We start from the raw sequence: 20,273 nt of genomic DNA, 5'->3' as shown, positions 1-20,273 counted from the left end.
ACGATCAGTTCTCCAATACTTTATAGTTTTCACTTTGCTTTTCATATTCTAAATATGCCCCATCAACTGGAGTGATAAATTCGATGTTAAACCCGCGCTCTTTTAATTTAGATCGAACATCCTCTTCAGATGTTGCTTCAATATATAGAGTGTTTGTTCTTTCTCGAACAGGCACCTCAGTAATTTTATCTTGATAGTACACTTTAAAAATCATTTACCAAATCTCTCCTTAACTACCGAATGTTAGACTAACTTTTTCTATTATATTCGATATTCTTATTCAAGCCAAGTATATCAACAAAAGTGTAGGGAGTTCTTTTTTATCCGAATATATATTTGAACACTTTTTAATTTTTGTTTTTATCCATTAAAACCATATATGACAAGGTTTAAGCTATAAATTTTCTTTTAAGTAACTGGTTTATATGTTCGCGGAGTGATTTTTTTAATTTTTTCAGCAAATTGATTACCTCCTTTTTAATTTCATCAAGAGCCGTCCCATATTAATGCAGTTATAGTATATGGAGAAGGGACATTTCTTTTGCATTTTGATTAGTGGGAATTATTTACTGTTGTTAAATCCTTTTAAAGGTAGGAAAGATAGGTTACATAATTAGGTGAACTAAAAAAGCAAGGACATATTGTCCTTGCTTACCTTTCAATTGGTATCGCATTTTCAGGTTCTTGAAGTGGGTTGTTTTTATCGATATGATCATAAAACATTACGCCATTTAAATGATCAATCTCATGTTGAAAGACGATCGCAAGAAGTCCCTTTAAACGAACATCTATTTGTTCACCTTCGAGGGTAGTTGCTTTTACACGAATACGAGCAAAACGAGGAACAATACCAGGAACAGCACGATCCACTGATAAGCAGCCTTCTCCCGAAGTTAAATAACTTTTTTCAATAGAATGACTAACAATCTTAGGATTAAAGAGTGCATAGCTGTGTTGGTTTCCTTTTTCGTCCAAGGTATGAATAGCAATCATACGTTTTGACACGTTTATTTGGGGAGCTGCAAGACCAATCCCAGGTCGTAGTCCATATTTTTCAGCTATCTCAGAATCTTGGCTATTTTTTACATATTCAAGCATCTTTTTTAATATTTGTTTATCTTCATCAGATGCAGGTAGAGAAACCTCTTTTGCTACTTCTTTTAACGTTGGATGTCCTTCTCTAATAATATCTTCCATTGTAATCATGGTGTAACACTCCTTTTAACACGGTGACAAATTTATTGTTTTTACATATTAATCTTTGTATGTAGAAAGTCTCCATAACACAATAATATATACTTAGATTATAAATGAACGGATAAGAAACGAAAAGGAAAACGTGGATGATCAAAAATGTAGATATCCACGTTCTACAAATATTAACAACCTAAATATACTGCCCCAACAATTATTAACAAGATAAACAATACAACTATTAATGCAAAGCCATTGCCATAGCCAACAGGAGCTGCAAATCCGTAATCATAATTTCCGCATCCTTCGTGATTTCCAAAGTCGTAATAATGCATTGTAAGTACCTCCTCGAAATCATTACGCCATACCGAGACGTATAGTACACATTATGTCACTTAGGTAAAAGTGTATAGACAGATGCCTAAAGAAGCTTTAGTTAAAAAGATGGTCTAATGAAAAGACAAGTATTCATATATTTGATAACAATAGAAGACGAATTCAAATCTCTCCATTTAATTCCAAAAATATCAAAAAAAGATTGTGCAAATAAATGGAACAGATTATAGTAGAAACTGTCTGAATGATTAGGGGGAATTTGTTAAAAATGATGAAAAAACATACGGTATTAATGCTATTTTTATGTATTATTTTACTATCAGGTTGTTTAGGTCCCTCACCGGAAGAAAATATCTATCAAACATTAGAAGAGGTTGCCTCACTGGAAGACACATTTAAAGAACAACAGGAACCACTACTTGAGCTTGAAAAGAAGGAATCTGAACTTTATAACAAAATTATGGACTTAGGTATGACCGAATTTGATCAAGTTGTAATCTTGTCAAAAGAAGCGATAACGGTTGTTGAAGAACGTGAGAGCAAAATTAAAGCTGAGAATGATAGTATTATGTCATCAAAGAAAAAATTTGAAGAAATTACTGATGATATAGCTAATATTAAAGATGAAGCATTAAGAGAATCTGCAAATCAGCTAAAAAAGACAATGGAAGATCGATATAAATCCTATGAAACGCTTTTCAAGAATTATGAAACCTCTCTTACACTAGATAAGGAATTATATACAATATTACAAAAAGAGGATTTAACTATTGAAGAATTAGATGCGCAAATTTCAAAAATTAATGCAGCTTATAAAAGCGTTATGGAGCAAAATGAGGAATTCAATAAATATACAGAGAAATATAATGAACAAAAAATGACGTTCTATGAACAAGCTGAACTGGATGTTGAAATAAATGAAAATGAGTAGAGGATGACTTTAACAAAGAGTCATTCTCTTTTTTTTTAAACAGATTTACTATGAAAAACAATTTGTGAAAAAAGGTTGACCTCGAAGCAACTGTACCAACAACACTGTTACAGATAATACATTTGTAATAATACAGTTTTATTTGATTTGAGTTTTCAGAAAGAATTGTCTTTAAAAATCCTTATACAAACTAATTGACGGAGGAGAAAATATTAGTGTAAACTTGTAAATGAATTGTTAACGTGTATTAGTTTATATAAAATTTTAACTAATACAGTGTGGACTTTATAAAGTTCATAGACCATACATAGAGAACGTTTTATACATCTCATGAGTGGTATTAACGGTAAGAAGAGTTGAATTCAAAAAAATTGTGTCATCCAAAAGATTTTAGGGTAACCTATTGCTGTGAATAATGGAATTCTCTTACTAATACTAAATATGTTCAAGTTGAAATGATGTAAAGTCATTCAAATTTGGGCAACTCTTAAAACGGAAAGGAAGAGGTTATAAGATGGCTGCAAAAACAAAAAGCGCTGTTGTTGACAGTAAGAAACAGTTTGAAGCTATTTCGAAGCAGTTTGAAACATTCCAAATTTTAAATGAAGAAGGTAAAGTCGTAAACGAAGCGGCAATGCCTGAAATTAGTGACGAGCAATTGAAAGAGCTTATGCGTCGCATGGTTTATACTCGTATCCTTGATCAACGTTCCATTTCTTTAAACCGTCAAGGACGTTTAGGTTTCTATGCTCCTACAGCTGGTCAAGAAGCTTCTCAAATTGCATCTCAATTTGCTCTTGAAAAAGAAGATTGGATTTTACCAGGATATCGTGATGTTCCACAAATCATTTGGCATGGTCTACCATTATACCAGGCGTTTTTATTCTCACGTGGACATTTCCATGGTAACCAAATGCCTGAAGGGGTAAATTGTCTTTCACCACAAATTATTATTGGTGCACAATACATCCAAACAGCTGGTGTTGCTCTTGGACTTAAAAAGAAAGGGAAACAAGCAGTTGCGATTACTTATACAGGTGACGGTGGTGCATCTCAAGGTGATTTCTATGAAGGAATTAACTTTGCTGGTGCTTATAAAGCTCCTGCTATCTTCGTGGTTCAAAACAACCGTTATGCGATTTCAACTCCAGTTGAAAAGCAATCTGCTGCGCAAACTATCGCACAAAAAGCTGTTGCTGCTGGTATTGTAGGTGTGCAAGTAGACGGAATGGATCCTTTAGCGGTATATGCTGCTGTTCGTGATGCTCGTGAGCGTGCTGTCAACGGTGAAGGTCCTACTTTAATCGAGACTTTAACTTTCCGTTATGGCCCACACACAATGGCTGGAGATGATCCAACACGATATCGTACAAAAGAAACGGAAAATGAGTGGGAAGCAAAAGATCCATTGGTACGCTTCCGCAAATTCTTAGAAGACAAAGGTATCTGGAACGAAGAAGAAGAAAACAAAACAATCGAACAAGCAAAAGAAGATATCAAAGATGCAATCCAAAAAGCGGATAAATATCCAAAACAAAAGGTAACGGACTTGATGGAAATCATGTACGAAGAAATGCCTTATAACTTAAAAGAGCAATATGAAATATACAAAGCAAAGGAGTCGAAGTAAGCCATGGCACAAATGACAATGATTCAAGCCATCACTGATGCATTACGCACCGAATTAAAAAACGATGAAAACGTCCTTGTTTATGGGGAAGACGTTGGTGTAAATGGTGGCGTATTCCGTGCAACGGAAGGACTTCAAAAAGAATTTGGTGAAGATCGTGTATTCGATACTCCACTTGCTGAGTCAGGTATCGGTGGTTTAACAGTTGGTTTTGGTTTAACTGGATTCCGTCCAGTAATGGAAATTCAATTCTTCGGTTTTGTATACGAAGTAATGGATTCTTTAAGTGGTCAATTAGCACGTATGCGTTACCGTTCAGGCGGTCGTTGGACAGCACCGGTTACAATCCGTTCTCCTTTTGGTGGATTTGTACATACACCAGAACTTCATGCAGATAGCTTAGAAGGTCTTGTTGCTCAACAACCAGGATTAAAAGTAGTTATTCCTTCAACTCCTTATGACGCAAAAGGTTTATTAATTTCTGCTATTCGTGACAACGATCCTGTTGTTTTCTTAGAGCACATGAAATTATATCGTTCATTCCGTCAAGAAGTTCCAGAAGAGGAATATACAATTGAAATTGGTAAAGCAGATGTAAAACGTGAAGGTACAGACCTATCAATCATTACTTACGGTGCAATGGTTCATGAATCATTAAAAGCAGCGGAAGAATTAGAAAAAGATGGTGTATCTGTTGAGGTTGTTGACTTACGTACAATAAGTCCGTTAGATATCGAAACAATCATTGCTTCTGTAGAAAAAACAGGCCGTGCAATTGTTGTTCAAGAAGCACAAAAACAAGCTGGTATAGCAGCTAACGTTGTTGCTGAAATTAATGAACGTGCAATCTTAAGCTTAGAAGCTCCTGTATTACGTGTAACAGCACCTGATACTGTTTACGCATTTACTGAAGCTGAAAATGTATGGCTTCCAATTTATAAAGATATTCTTGAAACAGCTAAAAAAGTAATCAATTTTTAATTTGATCCATAAATCATAATTGACATAACACAATTACTTAGGAGGTAGAATGATTTGGCATTCGAATTTAAACTGCCTGATATCGGTGAAGGTATCCACGAAGGTGAAATCGTAAAGTGGTTTGTAAAAGCAGGCGACAAAGTTGAAGAAGATGATGTCCTAGCTGAAGTACAAAATGATAAAGCAGTTGTAGAAATCCCATCACCAGTAAAAGGGACAGTAACAGAAGTTAACGTTGAAGAAGGTACAGTTGCGACTGTAGGTCAAACGATTATTACCTTTGATGCACCTGGTTATGAAAATCTGAAATTTAAAGGCGATCACGGTGATGATGAGCCTAAAGCTGAAGAAAAAACAGAGGCACAAGTTCAATCTACTGCCGAGGCTGGCCAGGATGTGAAAAAAGAAGAAGCGCCTAAACAAGAAAAACAAGAAGGTGTACAACCAGAGGTTGAAGTAGATCCGAACAAGCGTGTTATCGCTATGCCATCAGTACGTAAATATGCTCGTGAGAAAGATGTTAATATTACTCAAGTATCAGGCAGCGGTAAAAATGGTCGCGTACTAAAAGAGGATGTTGATTCCTTCCTTCAAGGTGGAGGAGTAGCAGCACAACCGGCTGCTGAAGAAGCACCATCTGCAGCACAAGAAAAACAAGCGAAGCCAGCTGCGTCACAAGCGATTCCAGAAGGAGATTTCCCTGAAACTCGTGAAAAAATGAGCCCAATCCGTAAAGCAATTGCTAAAGCGATGGTTAACTCTAAACATACAGCTCCACACGTTACACTTATGGATGAAGTGGATGTAACAAATTTAGTTGCTCACAGAAAGCAATTCAAAAATGTTGCAGCAGAGCAAGGAATTAAGTTAACATATTTACCGTACGTAGTGAAAGCTCTAACTTCAGCACTTAAAAAGTATCCGGTTCTTAATACATCTCTTGACGATAAAACAGAAGAAGTTGTTCAAAAACATTATTTCAACATCGGTATTGCGGCTGACACTGAAAAAGGTCTACTTGTACCGGTTGTTAAAAATGCAGAACGTAAATCTGTTTTTGAAATTTCAGATGAAATTAATGGACTAGCTACAAAAGCACGTGAAGGTAAGCTTGCACCAAATGAAATGAAAGGTGCTTCATGCACAATTACAAACATTGGTTCGGCTGGTGGACAATGGTTTACACCTGTTATTAACCATCCTGAGGTTGCGATCTTAGGTATTGGTCGTATTGCTGATAAACCAATTGTTCGTGATGGAGAGATTGTTGTAGCTCCGGTTCTAGCTTTATCTTTAAGCTTCGACCACAGAATGATCGATGGTGCTACAGCTCAAAATGCTCTTAACCACATCAAGCGTTTACTAAACGATCCACAATTAATCTTAATGGAGGCGTAATCGATGGTAGTTGGAGATTTCCCGATTGAAACAGATACTCTTGTCATTGGAGCAGGCCCAGGCGGATACGTTGCAGCGATCCGCGCTGCTCAATTAGGGCAAAAGGTAACAGTAGTAGAAAAAGCAACACTTGGAGGAGTATGCTTAAATGTAGGTTGTATTCCTTCAAAAGCGTTGATCGCTGCCGGTCATCGTTATGAAACAGCTAAACACTCTGAAGAAATGGGTATTAAAGCTGATAACGTAACAGTTGATTTTTCTAAAGTTCAAGAATTCAAGCAAGGTGTTGTAAAAAAATTAACTGGCGGTGTAGCCGGATTACTTAAAGGTAATAAAGTTGATGTCGTTTCTGGTGAAGCGTACTTCGTTGATAATGAAACAGTTAAAGTGATGGATGAAACATCTTCACAAACGTACAAATTTAAAAATTGCATCATTGCAACAGGTTCTCGCCCAGTTGAGATTCCAACTTTCAAATATACGAAGCGAGTAATCAATTCAACAGGCGCATTAAACCTTCAAGAAATTCCTAAAAAGCTAGTTGTCATCGGTGGAGGGGTAATCGGAATCGAACTTGGCTCTGCATATGCTAACTTTGGAACAGAAGTTACGTTCATTGAAGCTGCGGATGAAATCCTAGCAGGTTTTGAAAAACAAATGAGCGCTATCGTAAAACGCAACCTTAAGAAAAAAGGTGCTGAAATTCACACAAAAGCGTCAGCAAAAAGTGTTGAAGAAAACGAAAATGGCGTGAAAGTTACATTTGAAGTAAATGGTGAAGAAAAAACGATCGAAGCTGATTATTTATTAGTTTCTGTAGGACGTCGTCCAAACACTGATGAACTTGGTTTAGAGCAAGTTGGAGTGGAAATGACTGATAGAGGAATTATCAAAATTGATAAGCAATGCCGCACTAATATATCTAATATTTATGCAATTGGTGATATTGTTGAAGGTCCTCAATTAGCACATAAAGCTTCTTATGAAGGAAAAATTGCTGCAGAAGCAATTGCAGGAGAAAAAGCTGAAATCGACTACCTTGGTATTCCAGCTGTTGTCTTCTCTGAGCCTGAGCTTGCATCTGTTGGTTATACAGAAGCAGATGCTAAAGCAGATGGAATTGAAGTAAATGCTGCTAAGTTCCCATTTGCTGCTAATGGTCGTGCATTATCATTAAATGATACTGATGGTTTCTTAAAGCTTGTTACTCGTAAAGAAGATGGATTAGTTATTGGTGCACAAATTGCTGGGCCAAGTGCGTCTGATATGATCTCAGAACTTGGTTTAGCGATTGAAGCTGGAATGACAGCTGAAGATATCGCTATGACAATTCACGCTCACCCTACATTAGGTGAAATTACAATGGAAGCTGCTGAAGTTGCAATCGGTAGCCCAATCCATATTGTAAAATAATCATAAAAAGATGCTAACTTCAAAGTTAGCATCTTTTTATTGTTCGATTTTTAAAAGGAGCTAATGAAATGCCTTTTCTCACTCTAATAATGCATTAGAAACTGGCTCTAAAATTTCTTCTTTCGATAAAACTGTTCCTTCAATTTGTACAAGAATTTCCTTTTTTGAGACAACTAAAAGGGAAGGGTATGTATCGACCTCATATAAATGTTTATCCATATTTTCAGAAATCACTCTCATATTCTCAAACTCTTCTGGAAAATCTTCTTTAATGACTAATAATGCATCATAGTAAATCGCTTCTCTATCAATATTTTTATCATCAGAAAAAAACACGATTTGTTTATCTCTATTAAGAGTGAAATCTGTGGGCACATCTGAATTTATAATGTTTTTGCAGGAGGAAAGAACAACGACTGGAATAATGAAAATAATAAGTATTGATCTTTTCATCCATGTCCACCTCTTCTAAATAATTTAAATAGTTCCAAAATAGTATGTACAGCAAGGTTATATTTAACTAGATACGTACAATAAGACTAAATTATAACTATTTTATCATATATATTGGTTTAACCTTCTCTTGTCATCTATTTGTTACATAAATGAAAAATATTACGTTTTACCTATACAAATACTTAAAATTTCCAATTCAATTACCTATTTTGATGTAGGGTATTCTATAATGTAGTCCGTTTTCATACATATTGAAGAGGTGTAGTGAAATGAAATTTACTTTAAGTTTACTATCCTGTATACATATAATATTATGGAGTGGATACAGTGTAATTGAATGGTTATCTAATAAAGACAGTTTGTTAGCTAAGTCCATTTTGCTGCTGATGTTTTTCTATCTCTCCTATTTGATTGCTCTGACATTGATGGAAAAAAGAAAAGCTGCGATTATTTTTTCTATTTCATCTCTTATAACGTATGTTATCTCATACAAAGTGCTATTGTTCTTTGTTATAGTATGAGTATGACACATTGGAGAAAATAGAGGAATTATAATATGAAAAATTTGTTGTTCATGTAAGAACATGTCTAACATAACGAATGTATAAAAGGATATTTAATGGCTATTTTGTATTTGCTTATTTTCTGAATAATGTGACGTTTTTGTATTGTTATGACTAATTGATTAATTAAGTTATACAAATTAGGTATTGACGAATTAAATGTGTTATATTATTATGAAATTAAGAAATGTTATACGCTTTCATAGAATTAGAGGTTTTGAGAGTGTAAAATTGATTGAAAAGGGGTATGGAGATGGGAACAATCGTATGTCAGCACTGCAACTCTACAATTGGTCATATTGAAGGTGAAAAAGTGACAACTTTGTATGGGAAATGTAGTCATCAGGATTGTTGTAACCAAAACCAAAATGTAGTAAAAGTAGAGATCAATTAAATAGGTACCACATAATATATAGTAAAGTAAAATAAAGGGACAGTCTCCTAAGTATGAATATACTAGATCTTTTAAAAGAACTAGTATATTCTTGGGAGTCTGTCCTTGTTTTTTCATCATTTACCTGATAGCACGGTGTTCTTTAATGACTCTTAAAGTATCTAATGTGGGGTCTTCTGGTCCTTGTACAGGTAAACCCACTTCTAAGTTTTTCTTAATGTATGTTAAATTTTCTTCTGTAATGATTTCACCGGGAATAAAGATTGGAATACCGGGTGGGTAAACCATAATAAACTCCGCTATAATTCTTCCGGCAGATTCGTTAAAGGAAATTACTTCTGTTTCAGCATAAAATGCATCACGAGGGGTTAATGCAAGAACTGGTATATCCGGTAAAAAGATTCGTTCCTTAGATTTTGCCTGGTCTTGGGTTACTTGAATTTGATGTGATAATTCTTTTAATGCGCGAATTAACATATCTACATCCTCTTTCGTATCACCCGGTGTAATAATACAAAGTATATTATATAAATCAGATAATTCCACTTCAATTTGATAATTTTCCCGTAGCCATTTTTCAACATCATAGCCTGTAATTCCGAGCTCATAAATAGGAATAATTAATTTGGTGGGGTCATAATCAAAGGTAGCTTTTGTCCCGATAATTTCTTTTCCTATACAAGATATGTTTGGTATTTCATTTAATTGGCCTCTTGTGTAATTAGCTAATTCAATTGTTTTTTGAATTAATTCATGACCTTCTGTTGCCAATCTTTTCCTTGCTACATCAAGTGACGCCAATAATAAATAGGATGTTGAGGTTGTAGTCATCATACTTAAAATAGATTGCACCCGCTGAGGCGATACAAGCCCTTCTCTTACGTTTAAAACTGAGCTTTGAGTCATAGAACCACCAAGCTTATGAACGCTTGTTGCGGCCATATCTGCTCCAGCTTGCATAGCACTCAAAGGCAGGTCTTCATGAAAATGAATGTGTACACCATGTGCTTCATCTACTAATACAGGTACAGAGTATGAATGGGCAATCTCAACAATTTTCTGTAAATCTGCGGAAATACCAAAATATGTTGGATTAATAACTAATACTCCTTTTGCATCAGGATGTTGTTCAAGTGCTTTTTCAACTGCATCTGTCGTGATGCCATGAGAGATCCCTAATCTTTTATCAATTTCCGGATGTATAAAAATCGGTGTAGCCCCGGAGAAGACAATAGCCGACATAACAGATTTATGTACATTTCTAGGGACAATAATTTTATCTCCAGGGCCACATACAGCCATCACCATAGTCATAATGGCTCCGCTTGTTCCTTGTACAGAGAAAAAGGTATGGTCGGCTCCGAATGCGTCTGCAGCTAAGTCCTGAGCTTTTTTTATTATACCTTTAGGTGCATGTAAATCATCTAATGGTCCAATATTGATCAAATCAATAGATAGTGCATTATCACCAATGAAAGCCCTAAATTCAGGGTCAATACCTGCACCTTTTTTATGACCTGGTATGTGGAATTGAATTGGATTCTTTTTTGCGTGTTCTATTAGACCTGTAAACAATGGTGTTTCATATTGTGACAACGTATTTCCACCTTCTTTTCTTTTTTATTGTTAATGTTTATCACGTAAAGGACATGATGAAATTTTAATTTTGTGTATATATGCCGATAAACGAATTATTTCAGTTTCGGTTACATTTTCTATTATTAGAGTTTGTGTCGAAATCTGACTATTTATTTAACATAAAACAAATGAATTATATCGTTATCAATTAGCTCAGTCAACATTTTTTATACTAAGTCTAAAATGATAAAGGTATATAAAAATAATTTAAAATAGATACTATTTCCTACAAAATGGTGAAAAGAAAAATTATATTAGTGAAGATGCCATAAAATATATAAAAAATGGTAAGATTGATGGTGGATTTCTTAATGGCGGGACAAATTATATGGTTAGTAAAAGAGCCTATCTGTTCAAGAGTTATGCATAGCATCCGGGAACATTATTGGGTTAGAAAACATAAGAAAGAGGTTATGTAATGGATTATCAATATCCTATCTCCCTTGATTGGAGTACAGAGGAAATTGTCGATGTGATAAAGTTTTTTGAATGCATTGAAAAGGTTTATGAAAAAGGAATTGAACGTAACGAGTTGCTTACTGTTTATAGAAGGTTTAAAGAAATTGTTCCAAGTAAAGCGGAAGAAAAAACAATTTGCAACGAGTTTGAAGAAGTTAGTGGATACTCATCATACAAGGTTATAAAAAAGGCAAAAGATAGCAATGAACATACAATTAGAATGTCTTAACTCGTTAAAAGTCTAATCCATCATTTTGGATCAGACTTTTAAATTTTATAAAAACTCAATTAACATTTTACCCATAATAATTACTTAAATGAAAGTCTATATAATGGTGTTAACTCTTTAAAGGTTTCCCTGATGATTTCATATAATTGTTTACCGTTTCGAACTACTGGATCATCTGCTCGAAAGTGGCGGCCGATAAGAAATTCTGCTTTCTTAACATCTCTAAAACGTTCCAAAGAACGGTTCAAGTCAATTTCTTCAAAAGGCTTTGCATCTTTTTTTGTATGATCGAGAGAAATGACATAATCTTTTGAAGAAAGCTTATTAAATTCATCGATATGTGTTATAAATGTTTTCGCAATTCCATCTTTATTAGGTAACTCATAAATAAAGGCCAACCAAATAAATAAATGGTCATCAAATAAACCAACTTGAAAGTGAGGATGTTGTTTATATCCCCGTTTATTTCCGGCAATCGCTAACCAGGTGTCTTTTGGTGGATTAACTGATCTTCTTGCATGCTTGGCAATATGCAAAAACATTTCAGTCTGCAGGCTGGCGGAAAGATCATCTGTTAAGGTTTGTCCAAGTTCTTTAAATTTTGGTTGTATCCTCTCACGAATAGCATCCATTCTATTTTCAAGACCATCTATAGTAAATGAATTAAAATCCTCTTTAGTAAAACCATTAAATTCTTTCATCTTATGCGTCCTCCTAGTTAGATAAATTCTCTTTTTATAATAATTATTAATTATAAACAATGATTGGCTTTTTCACAATGAATTGTGTTCATTTCTTTTGTTGATATCATCTATTTATGAAACTGAAACGACGTTTTGAACATTCATTTAGGTGGTATTTACTAGGTATATACACAATTTCGTCTAAGCAGTTCCAACTTTTTTTATATACACATATTATATAAAAAACTATTAAAAACCTAAATTGACTCTTTGAAATCGCTTAGTTATTACTTATAAAATCAAGAGAATGAAAGGGGCGGTAAAAATGAAACAAATTGTAAAGACGAGTGGTCAGAAAATGATGAATAATCGTATTGGGGTGTTAAGACTCGAACTTGATTACGAATTAGCCACCCTTTATGAGGCAATGCAAAATAAAGATCAAAAGAAAAAAATAGAGTGTAAACAAAAATTAGAGAAGTTAAGAAAAGAGTGGATGAAGCTCCAGGCCTAGATGGAGATAAGTTTATCTGCAAACGAACCTCGCGAATAGGTTCGTTTTTATCTGCGCGATAAAGGTACTCTTACTTGATTTCAGTTAATTCATTACAGTATCCTAAAAATAGTAAGTAGGATTGATACATAGAAAAGAGGTAGCAAAATGACGAATTGGCATGAAATTGATCAACACGCAAAAAAATGGATAAAAGAAGCCGGAGAGATCATTAGATCATCATTTGAATCAACACTTTCTATTCAATATAAATCAAATCCAAATGATTTGGTAACAAATATGGATAAGGAAGTAGAGCAATTTCTTATTGGTAAAATACAAGATACATATCCCGATCATCGGATTCTTGGAGAAGAAGGCTATGGTGATGAGGTAACGGATCTTAATGGAGTTGTATGGATTATTGATCCAATTGATGGAACGATGAATTTTGTACACCAACAGCGTAATTTTGCGATATCAATTGGCATTTATGGTGATGGTGTCGGATACATAGGTCTAATTTATGATGTTGTTCATGAAGAGCTTTATCATGCATTTAAGGGTAATGGAGCCTATATGAATGAAATACCTCTGCCTAAGCTTGATCAAGTTAAAATTGAGGAAGCAGTTATAAGTATAAACCCGGTTTGGGTAACAGAAAATAAACGATTTGATCATAATGTTATTGTACCAATTGTAAAAAAGGTACGGGGAACACGCTCCTATGGTTCCGCTGCAATTGAATGCGCATATGTTGCAGCAGGGAGATTAGATGCTTACATAACAATGAGATTGGCTCCATGGGATTTCGCAGCGGGCATTATCTTAATAGAGGAAGTTGGTGGTAGCGTGTCTACACTAGATGGAGAGCCGCTAGACATTATCTCCAAAAACAGCTTCTTTATCGGTGAAAAGCATTTGCATCAACATATTATAGAGGAATATTTAAATAAGTGACGAGAATTAAGGCGCGCGAACTTCAGTCAAAAGACCTCCCATTTTTTCAGGAATTAATAGATGCTAGTCCGGAGTGGCAGGAAGAGGAATGTGTGAGTGTCGAGCTGGAGACTTATTTACTTTCTTACTCTATGTATAAAGGACAGTGGAGAATCTGGTGTGATGAGTCTGACAAAAATGTAGGTGTCAGCTTTATGATTGAGTGGTCACCGTCGAATGAAAAGCCTTGGATTGGAACCATCTTAATTCATCCTTCAAAACATCACAAAGGTTTTGGAAAGATGATAATAGCTCATTATAAGGAAGAATTATCGAAAAAAGGTTATAGAGTATTGTTTGCAGGGTGCCCAATTCAGCGGGATTCTTGGATGCAATTTTTAGGGAAATGTGGTTTTGAACAATTTAAAGTGGAGAAAGATGTAGTAACACAAAAGGAATACATGATTTCAGTTTTACCTCTTTAAAACAAAAAGAAGGAATCTAATTGATCCCTTCTTTTTGTTTTAAATTAAACCTTTTTCACGCATTTTTCTTTTGAAAATAAAACCTGTAGCCATTACACCGTTTAAACCGATAATAGCTAACAGGATCCCAACAATGCTTCGTTCGCCAATGGCAATTCCAATACCAGCCATACATACAGCTGCTAAAATAGCTAATACGAGAAAAATCCATTTTCCTGGTTTCATTATACAGACAGCTCCCAACCTTATAACAGATATTTTTACATCTTTCTACAGTTTACTTAAAAACTTTCAGCTTTTCTAGATTGTTTATGGTATAATATCGAAGGTGATTTTGAAATAATGAATATATTACCTCAGAATACAGCAAGAATAGGATTTAGATGCTTTTTCTTGTTATTATACATTTTTAGGAGATGAAATAGTGAAACTTCGAAATGATATTCGCAACATTGCTATTATTGCCCACGTTGACCATGGGAAAACAACTTTGGTTGACCAATTGTTACACCAATCTGGAACATTCCGTACAAATGAGCAAGTTGCTGAACGTGCAATGGACTCAAATGATCTTGAGCGTGAACGTGGAATTACAATATTAGCAAAAAATACAGCAATTAATTATAAAGACAGTCGCATTAACATCATGGACACTCCAGGGCATGCTGATTTTGGCGGTGAAGTAGAACGTATCATGAAAATGGTTGATGGTGTTTTGCTTGTTGTTGATGCATATGAAGGCTGTATGCCACAAACAAGATTCGTATTGAAGAAAGCTTTAGAACAAAATTTAACACCTATCGTTGTAGTTAATAAGATTGACCGTGACTTTGCTCGTCCCTCAGAAGTAGTTGATGAAGTTTTAGATTTATTTATTGAACTTGATGCGAATGAAGATCAATTAGAATTCCCGGTTGTATTTGCTTCAGCGATCAATGGAACAGCTAGTACTAGTCCGGATCCTGCTGATCAAGAGGAAAATATGGCTTCTTTATTCGATGCTATTGTCGATCATATTCCAGCACCATTCGACAATCAAGAGGAACCTCTTCAATTCCAAGTAGCATTACTTGACTATAATGATTATGTTGGTCGTATTGGAATCGGTCGTGTGTTCCGTGGAACAATGAAAGTAGGGCAACAAGTTTCACTTATGAAAATTGATGGTTCAATTAAGAACTTCCGTGTATCAAAAATATTTGGTTTCCAAGGATTAAAGCGTGTTGAAGTTGAGCAAGCAATTGCTGGAGACCTAGTTGCAGTATCGGGTATGGAAGACATCAATGTCGGAGAGACAGTTTGTCCGGTTGAACATCAAGAAGCTCTTCCGATTTTACGTATTGATGAACCAACTTTACAAATGACATTTGCCGTTAACAACAGTCCATTTGCTGGTCGTGAAGGTAAGTTTGTTACTGCTCGTAAAATAGAGGAACGTTTATTATCTCAGCTTCAAACTGATGTAAGTTTACGAGTTGACCCAACTGATTCTCCTGATGCTTGGGTTGTTTCAGGACGTGGGGAGTTGCATCTTTCAATATTAATTGAAAATATGCGTCGTGAGGGCTATGAATTACAGGTATCTAAGCCGGAAGTTATCGTTAAGGAAATCGACGGTGTTAGATGTGAACCTGTTGAGCGAGTGCAAATTGATGTCCCTGAAGAACATACAGGGGGTGTCATGGAATCAATTGGGGCACGTAAAGGCGAAATGATTGATATGATCAATAACGGTAATGGTCAAGTTCGTTTGATCTTTAATGTTCCTGCACGTGGTCTAATTGGTTATTCTACAGAGTTTATGTCTTTGACTCGTGGTTTTGGTATTATCAACCACACTTTTGATAGCTACCAACCTATGCAGCCAGGTAAAGTTGGCGGTCGTCGTCAAGGTGTACTTGTTTCAATGGAGAATGGGAAATCAACAACATATGGTATCCAAGGTGTTGAAGACAGAGGAATCATTTTTGTTGAAGCAGGTGTTGATGTATACGAAGGAATGATCGTGGGAGAGCATACTCGTGAAAATGATCTAGTCGTTAATATTTGTAAAATGAAGCAACAGACAAATATCCGTTCTGCTACAAAAGACCAAACGAGTACGATGAAAAAACCACGTATTATGTCATTGGAAGAAGCGTTAGAGTATTTAAATGATGATGAATACTGTGAACTAACACCGGAATCCATTAGATTAAGAAAGAAAATTCTTGATAAAAATGAACGTGAAAAAGCAGCTAAGAAAAAGAAATTAGCTGGTATGTAAAAATTCGAAGTAATAAGGCTGATTCTACTGGAGGATTCTTTGGTTTTGAATCAGCCTATTTCTTTAAGGTGTATTGATATAAGAAATTTTGTGCTTAGTTTTGGTGTCTAGCCTCGAGCGCCTTGCGTTTTATTTATAAAGGAGGACAAGTTGATGGATGTTTCAGAAAGATTGTCTTTTTTTCCAAGCTTATATCGAGTAATTGATCATCCAGAGGTAGGAATGTGGATGTTGTACTTGACAATTTTGTTTCTATCCATTTTAGTTTATAAGCTGGGATTTGCTAAAAAATTACCGATATTAAAGTCAGCTGTTATATATACATTTTTAGCGCTTGGCTGTACTGTACTGACATTTTTAGGAATCTTTTTACCTGTTGCAGAAGGGTTAGTAGTAGCAGCTCTAATTCTAATTATTTACAAGATCCGTCTTCATCAATCTAAAAATCAAGAAGCGGAAGATGTTCGTTAATTAAAAAAGAGTAAGGCCAGGATTTGCAATCAAAACCCGGTCTTACTCTTTTTATTTGTTAACTGAGTAACTTTTAATCATAAACCCTAAGCAACACTACTGATGAATCCTGAAAGAATTCAAATCGATTTCTTACCAATTGTCGTCATTCTTTTTATCACGGTAAAAGCGAAACTTACCAGTTGCCACTCTGGCTTTTGTTTTCTCTGTAATTCGATCTTGGCATGTAGTACACATATATGTATGAATGGGGCGATTTCTTAATCTTTTTGCGACTAAAGTTTCATCCACTATTGATTCCACAAGGTCACATATAACACATTTCACTCTCATAAAACACCTCTATTAGATAATCTGCCTGGTTTGTTTCTTTATGAATATAAATAAGGGATTTCCTTTTTTTTGGTTGATTATACAAAATTATTATACCACAGAAGGATGAAAAGATTTAGTTGAATATATTTTGTTGGACAAAGTGAAAAAAACAGGTATGATATTTGTATAAAGTGGAAAGGAAGGGTTGAAATGGCAAATAGAGTAGAAACAGCACTCATCGATCCATTATTTCAGGAGTTACAAAAAGAACGTTTTGTAACAATATCTACAATCGATCATGAAACAGGCTCACCAAATGTAAGTGCACTTTCATGGGTATTTGCACCAGATCAAAATCGTATATTAATTGCGATAGATCAAAAGTCGAGAATTGTTGAGAATATAAAGAAACATCCTGCTGTTGTTTTAACTTTAATCGCTAACGAATCAACATACTCGATTAATGGAAATGCACATCTAAATATTGAAAAATTAAAGAATGTTCCATTAAAACTAGTAGTGGTAGAACTATCTATTATAGAAGTAAGAGATGTTATGTTCTATGGTTCAAAAATTTCGACCGTACCCCAATATGAAAAAACATATGACGAAAAAGCAGCTGCAAAACTTGATAAACAAGTAATAGATGCATTGAAGAATCATATATAAAACAAAGACTGCCATATGAATCACCATCAAGAGATCACTTTACCAAATAGATGATAAAAGGTCTTAGGATAGGGAATAGGCAGTCTTTTTATCGTTTACTTATTTAAATGATTGTTGGACTGATCTTGTTGTTCTTTTTCCAATTTTTGTTGTTCTTTTTCATTTAACTGATCATTATTTTGGTTGGTAGGTTGTTTTTGTTGATTATCAAGAATTTCACTTGGTATTTCCGGAACTATTCTACCGACAATTGCGGCTAATTCATCAAGTATTCCAACAATCGGCCGCCCTTCTTGTATATCATTGGCCATTTCACGTAATCTAACGTTTGTATCAGCATCAGCGATTACAATTGCTCTAGCTCCGTATGGATCATGCATAAGACTCTCAGCTACTGTATATTTAATTGTCTCCACTTTATTACGGTCCAGTTTGGAATTAACATCTATGCCGACTACAGCATAGGGTCCCAGAACTACAGCGGTCGCATCATTTACTTCAGGAATTTCATTTGCAAGATCTACAAGATGTTTTGAAATTTCCTGCCCGGACTTACGATCTACATGTTCTTCTACACTATTTTTAACGTTAATCGGCTCGCTGCCATTATCTTTTTCTTGATCTGTTTTTGGAGCACCTTGATTAGTAGTACATCCGGCCAGGGTCAAAATTAACAATATCGTAAGTAAAAATTTCATGTCATCACTCCTTTATTCTGAATAACTAAATGGTAGAATATGGTGTTAATCTTGCAGGAATATCTTTGATATAACACTTTTGTTTCTAGAATGAACAATATGAAAGTGCTGAAAGAGGTTTTTTCCTGCTTTTTAATTTTTATTGTCTAATAAACCTTCTATCTTTATTCATTCTTTCATATATTTTAGCAACGCTTCATTCACAGCTTGACTTTTTTCACCCTAATTGTTTCACTCCATAAAAAAATAGCAACGGAGTAGGAGGCGGAGGTTTGAGGAAGATTTATGTTCTAGACACAAATGTATTATTGCAAGATCCGAATTCCATTTTTTCATTTGAGGAAAATGAGGTTGTTATTCCAGCAGTCGTTTTGGAAGAGGTGGATTCAAAAAAACGCTATATGGATGAGATCGGCAGAAATGCTAGACAAGTTTCAAAACTGATTGATCAACTTAGAGAAACAGGGAAATTACATGAAAAGATCCCATTGACGAATGGTGGCTCATTAAGAATAGAACTTAACCATCGGTCATTTCATCAGTTGCAAGAGATTTTTGTTGAGAAAACGAATGATAACCGTATTTTAGCTGTAGCAAAGAACTTGTCGTTAGAGGAGCAAACGAAGGAAGATGGACGAACAGTAATTTTAGTTAGTAAAGATACGTTGGTTCGAGTCAAAGCGGATGCTATTGGGCTAATAGCTGAGGATTTTCTAAGTGATCGAGTGGTTGAGATTGATCATATTTATTCAGGTTTTCTTGACTTATATATAAGTGGGGAGAATTTAAATCGATTTTACGAAAAAAATGAATTGATTTTATCTGAAATTACAAATCATCCTTTCTATCCTAATCAATTTGTCATTATGAAAGATGCTTTAGGCGGATCTTCATCAGCAATTGGAAAGGTAGATCATACAGGGAAAAAAATTCAACGTCTGGTTTTTGACCATGATCATATCTGGGGGATAAGACCCAGGAATGTTCAGCAAACAATGGCATTGGAACTTTTGCTAAGAACGGACTTGCCACTAGTCACTTTAATTGGAAAAGCCGGTACCGGAAAGACATTGCTTGCTTTAGCGGCTGGACTTATGCAAACAGAAGATTTAGGCACTTATAAAAAGTTGCTTGTTGCCCGGCCTATTGTTCCAGTCGGAAAAGATATAGGTTTTCTTCCCGGAGAAAAAGAGGAAAAGCTCAGACCTTGGATGCAACCTATATTTGATAATTTAGAATATCTTTTTAATACGAAAAAACCAGGTGAACTAGATGCCATTTTGGCAGGTATGGGGTCTATTGAAGTAGAGGCATTAACATATATTAGGGGAAGAAGTATTCCTGACCAAATTATTATTATTGATGAAGCTCAAAATTTAACAAAACACGAAGTGAAGACAATCTTAACTCGGGTAGGGGAACGTAGTAAAATTGTTTTAATGGGAGATCCGGAACAAATAGACCATCCGTATTTAGACGAGTATAACAATGGACTAACCTATGTGGTGGAAAAATTCAAAGATCAACCAATTGCAGGACATGTAAAATTAGTGAAAGGTGAGCGTTCGGGGTTAGCACAATTAGCAGCAGATTTGCTCTGAGGGCTATCTTTTTCTAGTAGCAGAAAAGAAA

At 35.0% G+C, this 20,273-nt stretch carries 22 protein-coding genes and 1 pseudogene; 14 read left to right on the top strand and 9 right to left on the bottom strand.

Going from position 1 to position 20,273, the window contains the following annotated elements:
* Nucleotides 1-4 precede the first annotated feature (4 nt).
* The 3 genes and pseudogenes from BK577_RS19480 to BK577_RS26470 form a co-directional block, all read right to left on the bottom strand.
* On the bottom strand, nt 5-214 hold the full coding sequence (locus BK577_RS19480; protein WP_026560527.1) for a DNA-dependent RNA polymerase subunit epsilon: 210 nt from the start codon (nt 212-214) through the stop codon (nt 5-7).
* A gap of 437 nt (nt 215-651) precedes the next feature.
* On the bottom strand, nt 652-1,206 hold the full coding sequence (def, locus tag BK577_RS19475) for a peptide deformylase (protein ID WP_078434481.1): 555 nt from the start codon (nt 1,204-1,206) through the stop codon (nt 652-654).
* Nucleotides 1,207-1,379: 173 nt separating this feature from the next.
* A pseudogene (locus tag BK577_RS26470) lies at nt 1,380-1,460 on the bottom strand (YjcZ family sporulation protein); the annotation flags it as partial.
* Between the two features lie 338 nt (nt 1,461-1,798).
* On the opposite strand from BK577_RS26470, the gene BK577_RS19465 reads away from it, so the two are divergent.
* From BK577_RS19465 to lpdA, 5 genes are all read left to right on the top strand, one after another.
* A complete protein-coding gene (locus tag BK577_RS19465) occupies nt 1,799-2,461 on the top strand; it encodes a YkyA family protein (RefSeq protein WP_169908388.1) in 663 nt (220 codons plus the stop codon).
* Between the two features lie 514 nt (nt 2,462-2,975).
* Nucleotides 2,976-4,091 carry a pyruvate dehydrogenase (acetyl-transferring) E1 component subunit alpha gene (pdhA, locus tag BK577_RS19460; RefSeq protein WP_026560524.1) on the top strand — a complete coding sequence of 372 codons (1,116 nt, stop codon included), beginning with the start codon at nt 2,976-2,978 and terminating at the stop codon, nt 4,089-4,091.
* A gap of 3 nt (nt 4,092-4,094) precedes the next feature.
* The gene (locus BK577_RS19455; RefSeq protein WP_026560523.1) at nt 4,095-5,072 is read left to right on the top strand and encodes an alpha-ketoacid dehydrogenase subunit beta; all 978 of its coding nucleotides are present in this window, start codon (nt 4,095-4,097) and stop codon (nt 5,070-5,072) included.
* Nucleotides 5,073-5,126: 54 nt separating this feature from the next.
* On the top strand, nt 5,127-6,470 hold the full coding sequence (locus BK577_RS19450; RefSeq protein WP_078434478.1) for a dihydrolipoamide acetyltransferase family protein: 1,344 nt from the start codon (nt 5,127-5,129) through the stop codon (nt 6,468-6,470).
* Nucleotides 6,471-6,473: 3 nt separating this feature from the next.
* Nucleotides 6,474-7,883: a dihydrolipoyl dehydrogenase gene (gene lpdA / locus BK577_RS19445; protein ID WP_078434477.1), complete on the top strand. Its 1,410-nt coding sequence runs from the start codon at nt 6,474-6,476 to the stop codon at nt 7,881-7,883.
* Between the two features lie 78 nt (nt 7,884-7,961).
* Here the strand turns inward: lpdA and BK577_RS19440 are convergent, their stop codons facing one another.
* The gene (locus BK577_RS19440; RefSeq protein WP_051475548.1) at nt 7,962-8,336 is read right to left on the bottom strand and encodes a hypothetical protein; all 375 of its coding nucleotides are present in this window, start codon (nt 8,334-8,336) and stop codon (nt 7,962-7,964) included.
* Nucleotides 8,337-9,155: 819 nt separating this feature from the next.
* Between BK577_RS19440 and BK577_RS19430 the strand changes: the two genes are divergently transcribed.
* Complete coding sequence (locus BK577_RS19430; protein ID WP_078434475.1) at nt 9,156-9,296, top strand: GapA-binding peptide SR1P; 141 nt, start codon at nt 9,156-9,158, stop codon at nt 9,294-9,296.
* Nucleotides 9,297-9,416: 120 nt separating this feature from the next.
* Here BK577_RS19430 and BK577_RS19425 read toward each other — a convergent pair whose 3' ends face one another.
* Nucleotides 9,417-10,892: an aminotransferase class I/II-fold pyridoxal phosphate-dependent enzyme gene (locus tag BK577_RS19425; protein WP_078434474.1), complete on the bottom strand. Its 1,476-nt coding sequence runs from the start codon at nt 10,890-10,892 to the stop codon at nt 9,417-9,419.
* Nucleotides 10,893-11,352: 460 nt separating this feature from the next.
* On the opposite strand from BK577_RS19425, the gene BK577_RS19420 reads away from it, so the two are divergent.
* Nucleotides 11,353-11,622, top strand: coding sequence for a UPF0223 family protein (locus BK577_RS19420; protein ID WP_078434473.1), 270 nt, complete (start codon nt 11,353-11,355; stop codon nt 11,620-11,622).
* A gap of 80 nt (nt 11,623-11,702) precedes the next feature.
* On the opposite strand, the gene BK577_RS19415 is transcribed toward BK577_RS19420, so the two are convergent.
* Complete coding sequence (locus BK577_RS19415) at nt 11,703-12,323, bottom strand: YktB family protein (protein WP_078434472.1); 621 nt, start codon at nt 12,321-12,323, stop codon at nt 11,703-11,705.
* A 307-nt stretch (nt 12,324-12,630) separates the two neighbouring features.
* On the opposite strand from BK577_RS19415, the gene BK577_RS19410 reads away from it, so the two are divergent.
* From BK577_RS19410 to BK577_RS19400, 3 genes are all read left to right on the top strand, one after another.
* Nucleotides 12,631-12,819 carry a hypothetical protein gene (locus BK577_RS19410; RefSeq protein WP_026560515.1) on the top strand — a complete coding sequence of 63 codons (189 nt, stop codon included), beginning with the start codon at nt 12,631-12,633 and terminating at the stop codon, nt 12,817-12,819.
* A 147-nt stretch (nt 12,820-12,966) separates the two neighbouring features.
* On the top strand, nt 12,967-13,758 hold the full coding sequence (locus tag BK577_RS19405; protein WP_078434471.1) for an inositol monophosphatase family protein: 792 nt from the start codon (nt 12,967-12,969) through the stop codon (nt 13,756-13,758).
* Complete coding sequence (locus BK577_RS19400) at nt 13,755-14,222, top strand: GNAT family N-acetyltransferase (RefSeq protein WP_078434470.1); 468 nt, start codon at nt 13,755-13,757, stop codon at nt 14,220-14,222. Before BK577_RS19405 ends, BK577_RS19400 begins: the two co-directional genes overlap by 4 nt.
* Before the next feature lie 39 nt (nt 14,223-14,261).
* Here BK577_RS19400 and BK577_RS19395 read toward each other — a convergent pair whose 3' ends face one another.
* Complete coding sequence (locus BK577_RS19395) at nt 14,262-14,447, bottom strand: YlaF family protein (RefSeq protein WP_078434469.1); 186 nt, start codon at nt 14,445-14,447, stop codon at nt 14,262-14,264.
* Nucleotides 14,448-14,646: 199 nt separating this feature from the next.
* On the opposite strand from BK577_RS19395, the gene typA reads away from it, so the two are divergent.
* Nucleotides 14,647-16,488, top strand: coding sequence for a translational GTPase TypA (gene typA / locus BK577_RS19390; RefSeq protein WP_078434468.1), 1,842 nt, complete (start codon nt 14,647-14,649; stop codon nt 16,486-16,488).
* Between the two features lie 153 nt (nt 16,489-16,641).
* Nucleotides 16,642-16,959, top strand: a complete 318-nt coding sequence (locus tag BK577_RS19385; protein WP_078434467.1) for a YlaH-like family protein — start codon at nt 16,642-16,644, stop codon at nt 16,957-16,959.
* A gap of 132 nt (nt 16,960-17,091) precedes the next feature.
* On the opposite strand, the gene BK577_RS19380 is transcribed toward BK577_RS19385, so the two are convergent.
* A complete protein-coding gene (locus BK577_RS19380) occupies nt 17,092-17,292 on the bottom strand; it encodes a YlaI family protein (protein ID WP_078434466.1) in 201 nt (66 codons plus the stop codon).
* A gap of 192 nt (nt 17,293-17,484) precedes the next feature.
* Here BK577_RS19380 and BK577_RS19375 point away from each other — a divergent pair, with 192 nt between their 5' ends.
* Entirely contained in the window at nt 17,485-17,943 is a 459-nt protein-coding gene (locus BK577_RS19375; protein WP_078434465.1) for a pyridoxamine 5'-phosphate oxidase family protein, read from the top strand.
* A gap of 95 nt (nt 17,944-18,038) precedes the next feature.
* Here the strand turns inward: BK577_RS19375 and BK577_RS19370 are convergent, their stop codons facing one another.
* On the bottom strand, nt 18,039-18,641 hold the full coding sequence (locus tag BK577_RS19370) for a YhcN/YlaJ family sporulation lipoprotein (protein ID WP_078434464.1): 603 nt from the start codon (nt 18,639-18,641) through the stop codon (nt 18,039-18,041).
* 272 nt (nt 18,642-18,913) lie between these two features.
* On the opposite strand from BK577_RS19370, the gene BK577_RS19365 reads away from it, so the two are divergent.
* On the top strand, nt 18,914-20,242 hold the full coding sequence (locus tag BK577_RS19365; protein ID WP_026560506.1) for a PhoH family protein: 1,329 nt from the start codon (nt 18,914-18,916) through the stop codon (nt 20,240-20,242).
* Nucleotides 20,243-20,273 lie beyond the last annotated feature (31 nt).

The organism is Metabacillus halosaccharovorans (assembly GCF_002019635.1).
Classification (GTDB): domain Bacteria; phylum Bacillota; class Bacilli; order Bacillales; family Bacillaceae; genus Metabacillus; species Metabacillus halosaccharovorans.
Note: the sequence above shows the minus strand (reverse complement) of the source record. Positions and strands in the feature narration are given on the sequence as shown.

What these genes read in the sequence shown, in the direction of transcription:
- BK577_RS19480 (WP_026560527.1), bottom strand. Translation starts at nt 214, where the DNA reads ATGATTTTTAAAGTGTACTATCAAGATAAAATTACTGAGGTGCCTGTT.
- def (WP_078434481.1), bottom strand. Translation starts at nt 1,206, where the DNA reads ATGATTACAATGGAAGATATTATTAGAGAAGGACATCCAACGTTAAAA.
- BK577_RS19465 (WP_169908388.1), top strand. Translation starts at nt 1,799, where the DNA reads ATGATGAAAAAACATACGGTATTAATGCTATTTTTATGTATTATTTTA.
- pdhA (WP_026560524.1), top strand. Translation starts at nt 2,976, where the DNA reads ATGGCTGCAAAAACAAAAAGCGCTGTTGTTGACAGTAAGAAACAGTTT.
- BK577_RS19455 (WP_026560523.1), top strand. Translation starts at nt 4,095, where the DNA reads ATGGCACAAATGACAATGATTCAAGCCATCACTGATGCATTACGCACC.
- lpdA (WP_078434477.1), top strand. Translation starts at nt 6,474, where the DNA reads ATGGTAGTTGGAGATTTCCCGATTGAAACAGATACTCTTGTCATTGGA.
- BK577_RS19440 (WP_051475548.1), bottom strand. Translation starts at nt 8,336, where the DNA reads ATGAAAAGATCAATACTTATTATTTTCATTATTCCAGTCGTTGTTCTT.
- BK577_RS19430 (WP_078434475.1), top strand. Translation starts at nt 9,156, where the DNA reads ATGGGAACAATCGTATGTCAGCACTGCAACTCTACAATTGGTCATATT.
- BK577_RS19420 (WP_078434473.1), top strand. Translation starts at nt 11,353, where the DNA reads ATGGATTATCAATATCCTATCTCCCTTGATTGGAGTACAGAGGAAATT.
- BK577_RS19415 (WP_078434472.1), bottom strand. Translation starts at nt 12,323, where the DNA reads ATGAAAGAATTTAATGGTTTTACTAAAGAGGATTTTAATTCATTTACT.
- BK577_RS19410 (WP_026560515.1), top strand. Translation starts at nt 12,631, where the DNA reads ATGAAACAAATTGTAAAGACGAGTGGTCAGAAAATGATGAATAATCGT.
- BK577_RS19405 (WP_078434471.1), top strand. Translation starts at nt 12,967, where the DNA reads ATGACGAATTGGCATGAAATTGATCAACACGCAAAAAAATGGATAAAA.
- BK577_RS19395 (WP_078434469.1), bottom strand. Translation starts at nt 14,447, where the DNA reads ATGAAACCAGGAAAATGGATTTTTCTCGTATTAGCTATTTTAGCAGCT.
- BK577_RS19385 (WP_078434467.1), top strand. Translation starts at nt 16,642, where the DNA reads ATGGATGTTTCAGAAAGATTGTCTTTTTTTCCAAGCTTATATCGAGTA.
- BK577_RS19380 (WP_078434466.1), bottom strand. Translation starts at nt 17,292, where the DNA reads ATGAGAGTGAAATGTGTTATATGTGACCTTGTGGAATCAATAGTGGAT.
- BK577_RS19375 (WP_078434465.1), top strand. Translation starts at nt 17,485, where the DNA reads ATGGCAAATAGAGTAGAAACAGCACTCATCGATCCATTATTTCAGGAG.
- BK577_RS19370 (WP_078434464.1), bottom strand. Translation starts at nt 18,641, where the DNA reads ATGAAATTTTTACTTACGATATTGTTAATTTTGACCCTGGCCGGATGT.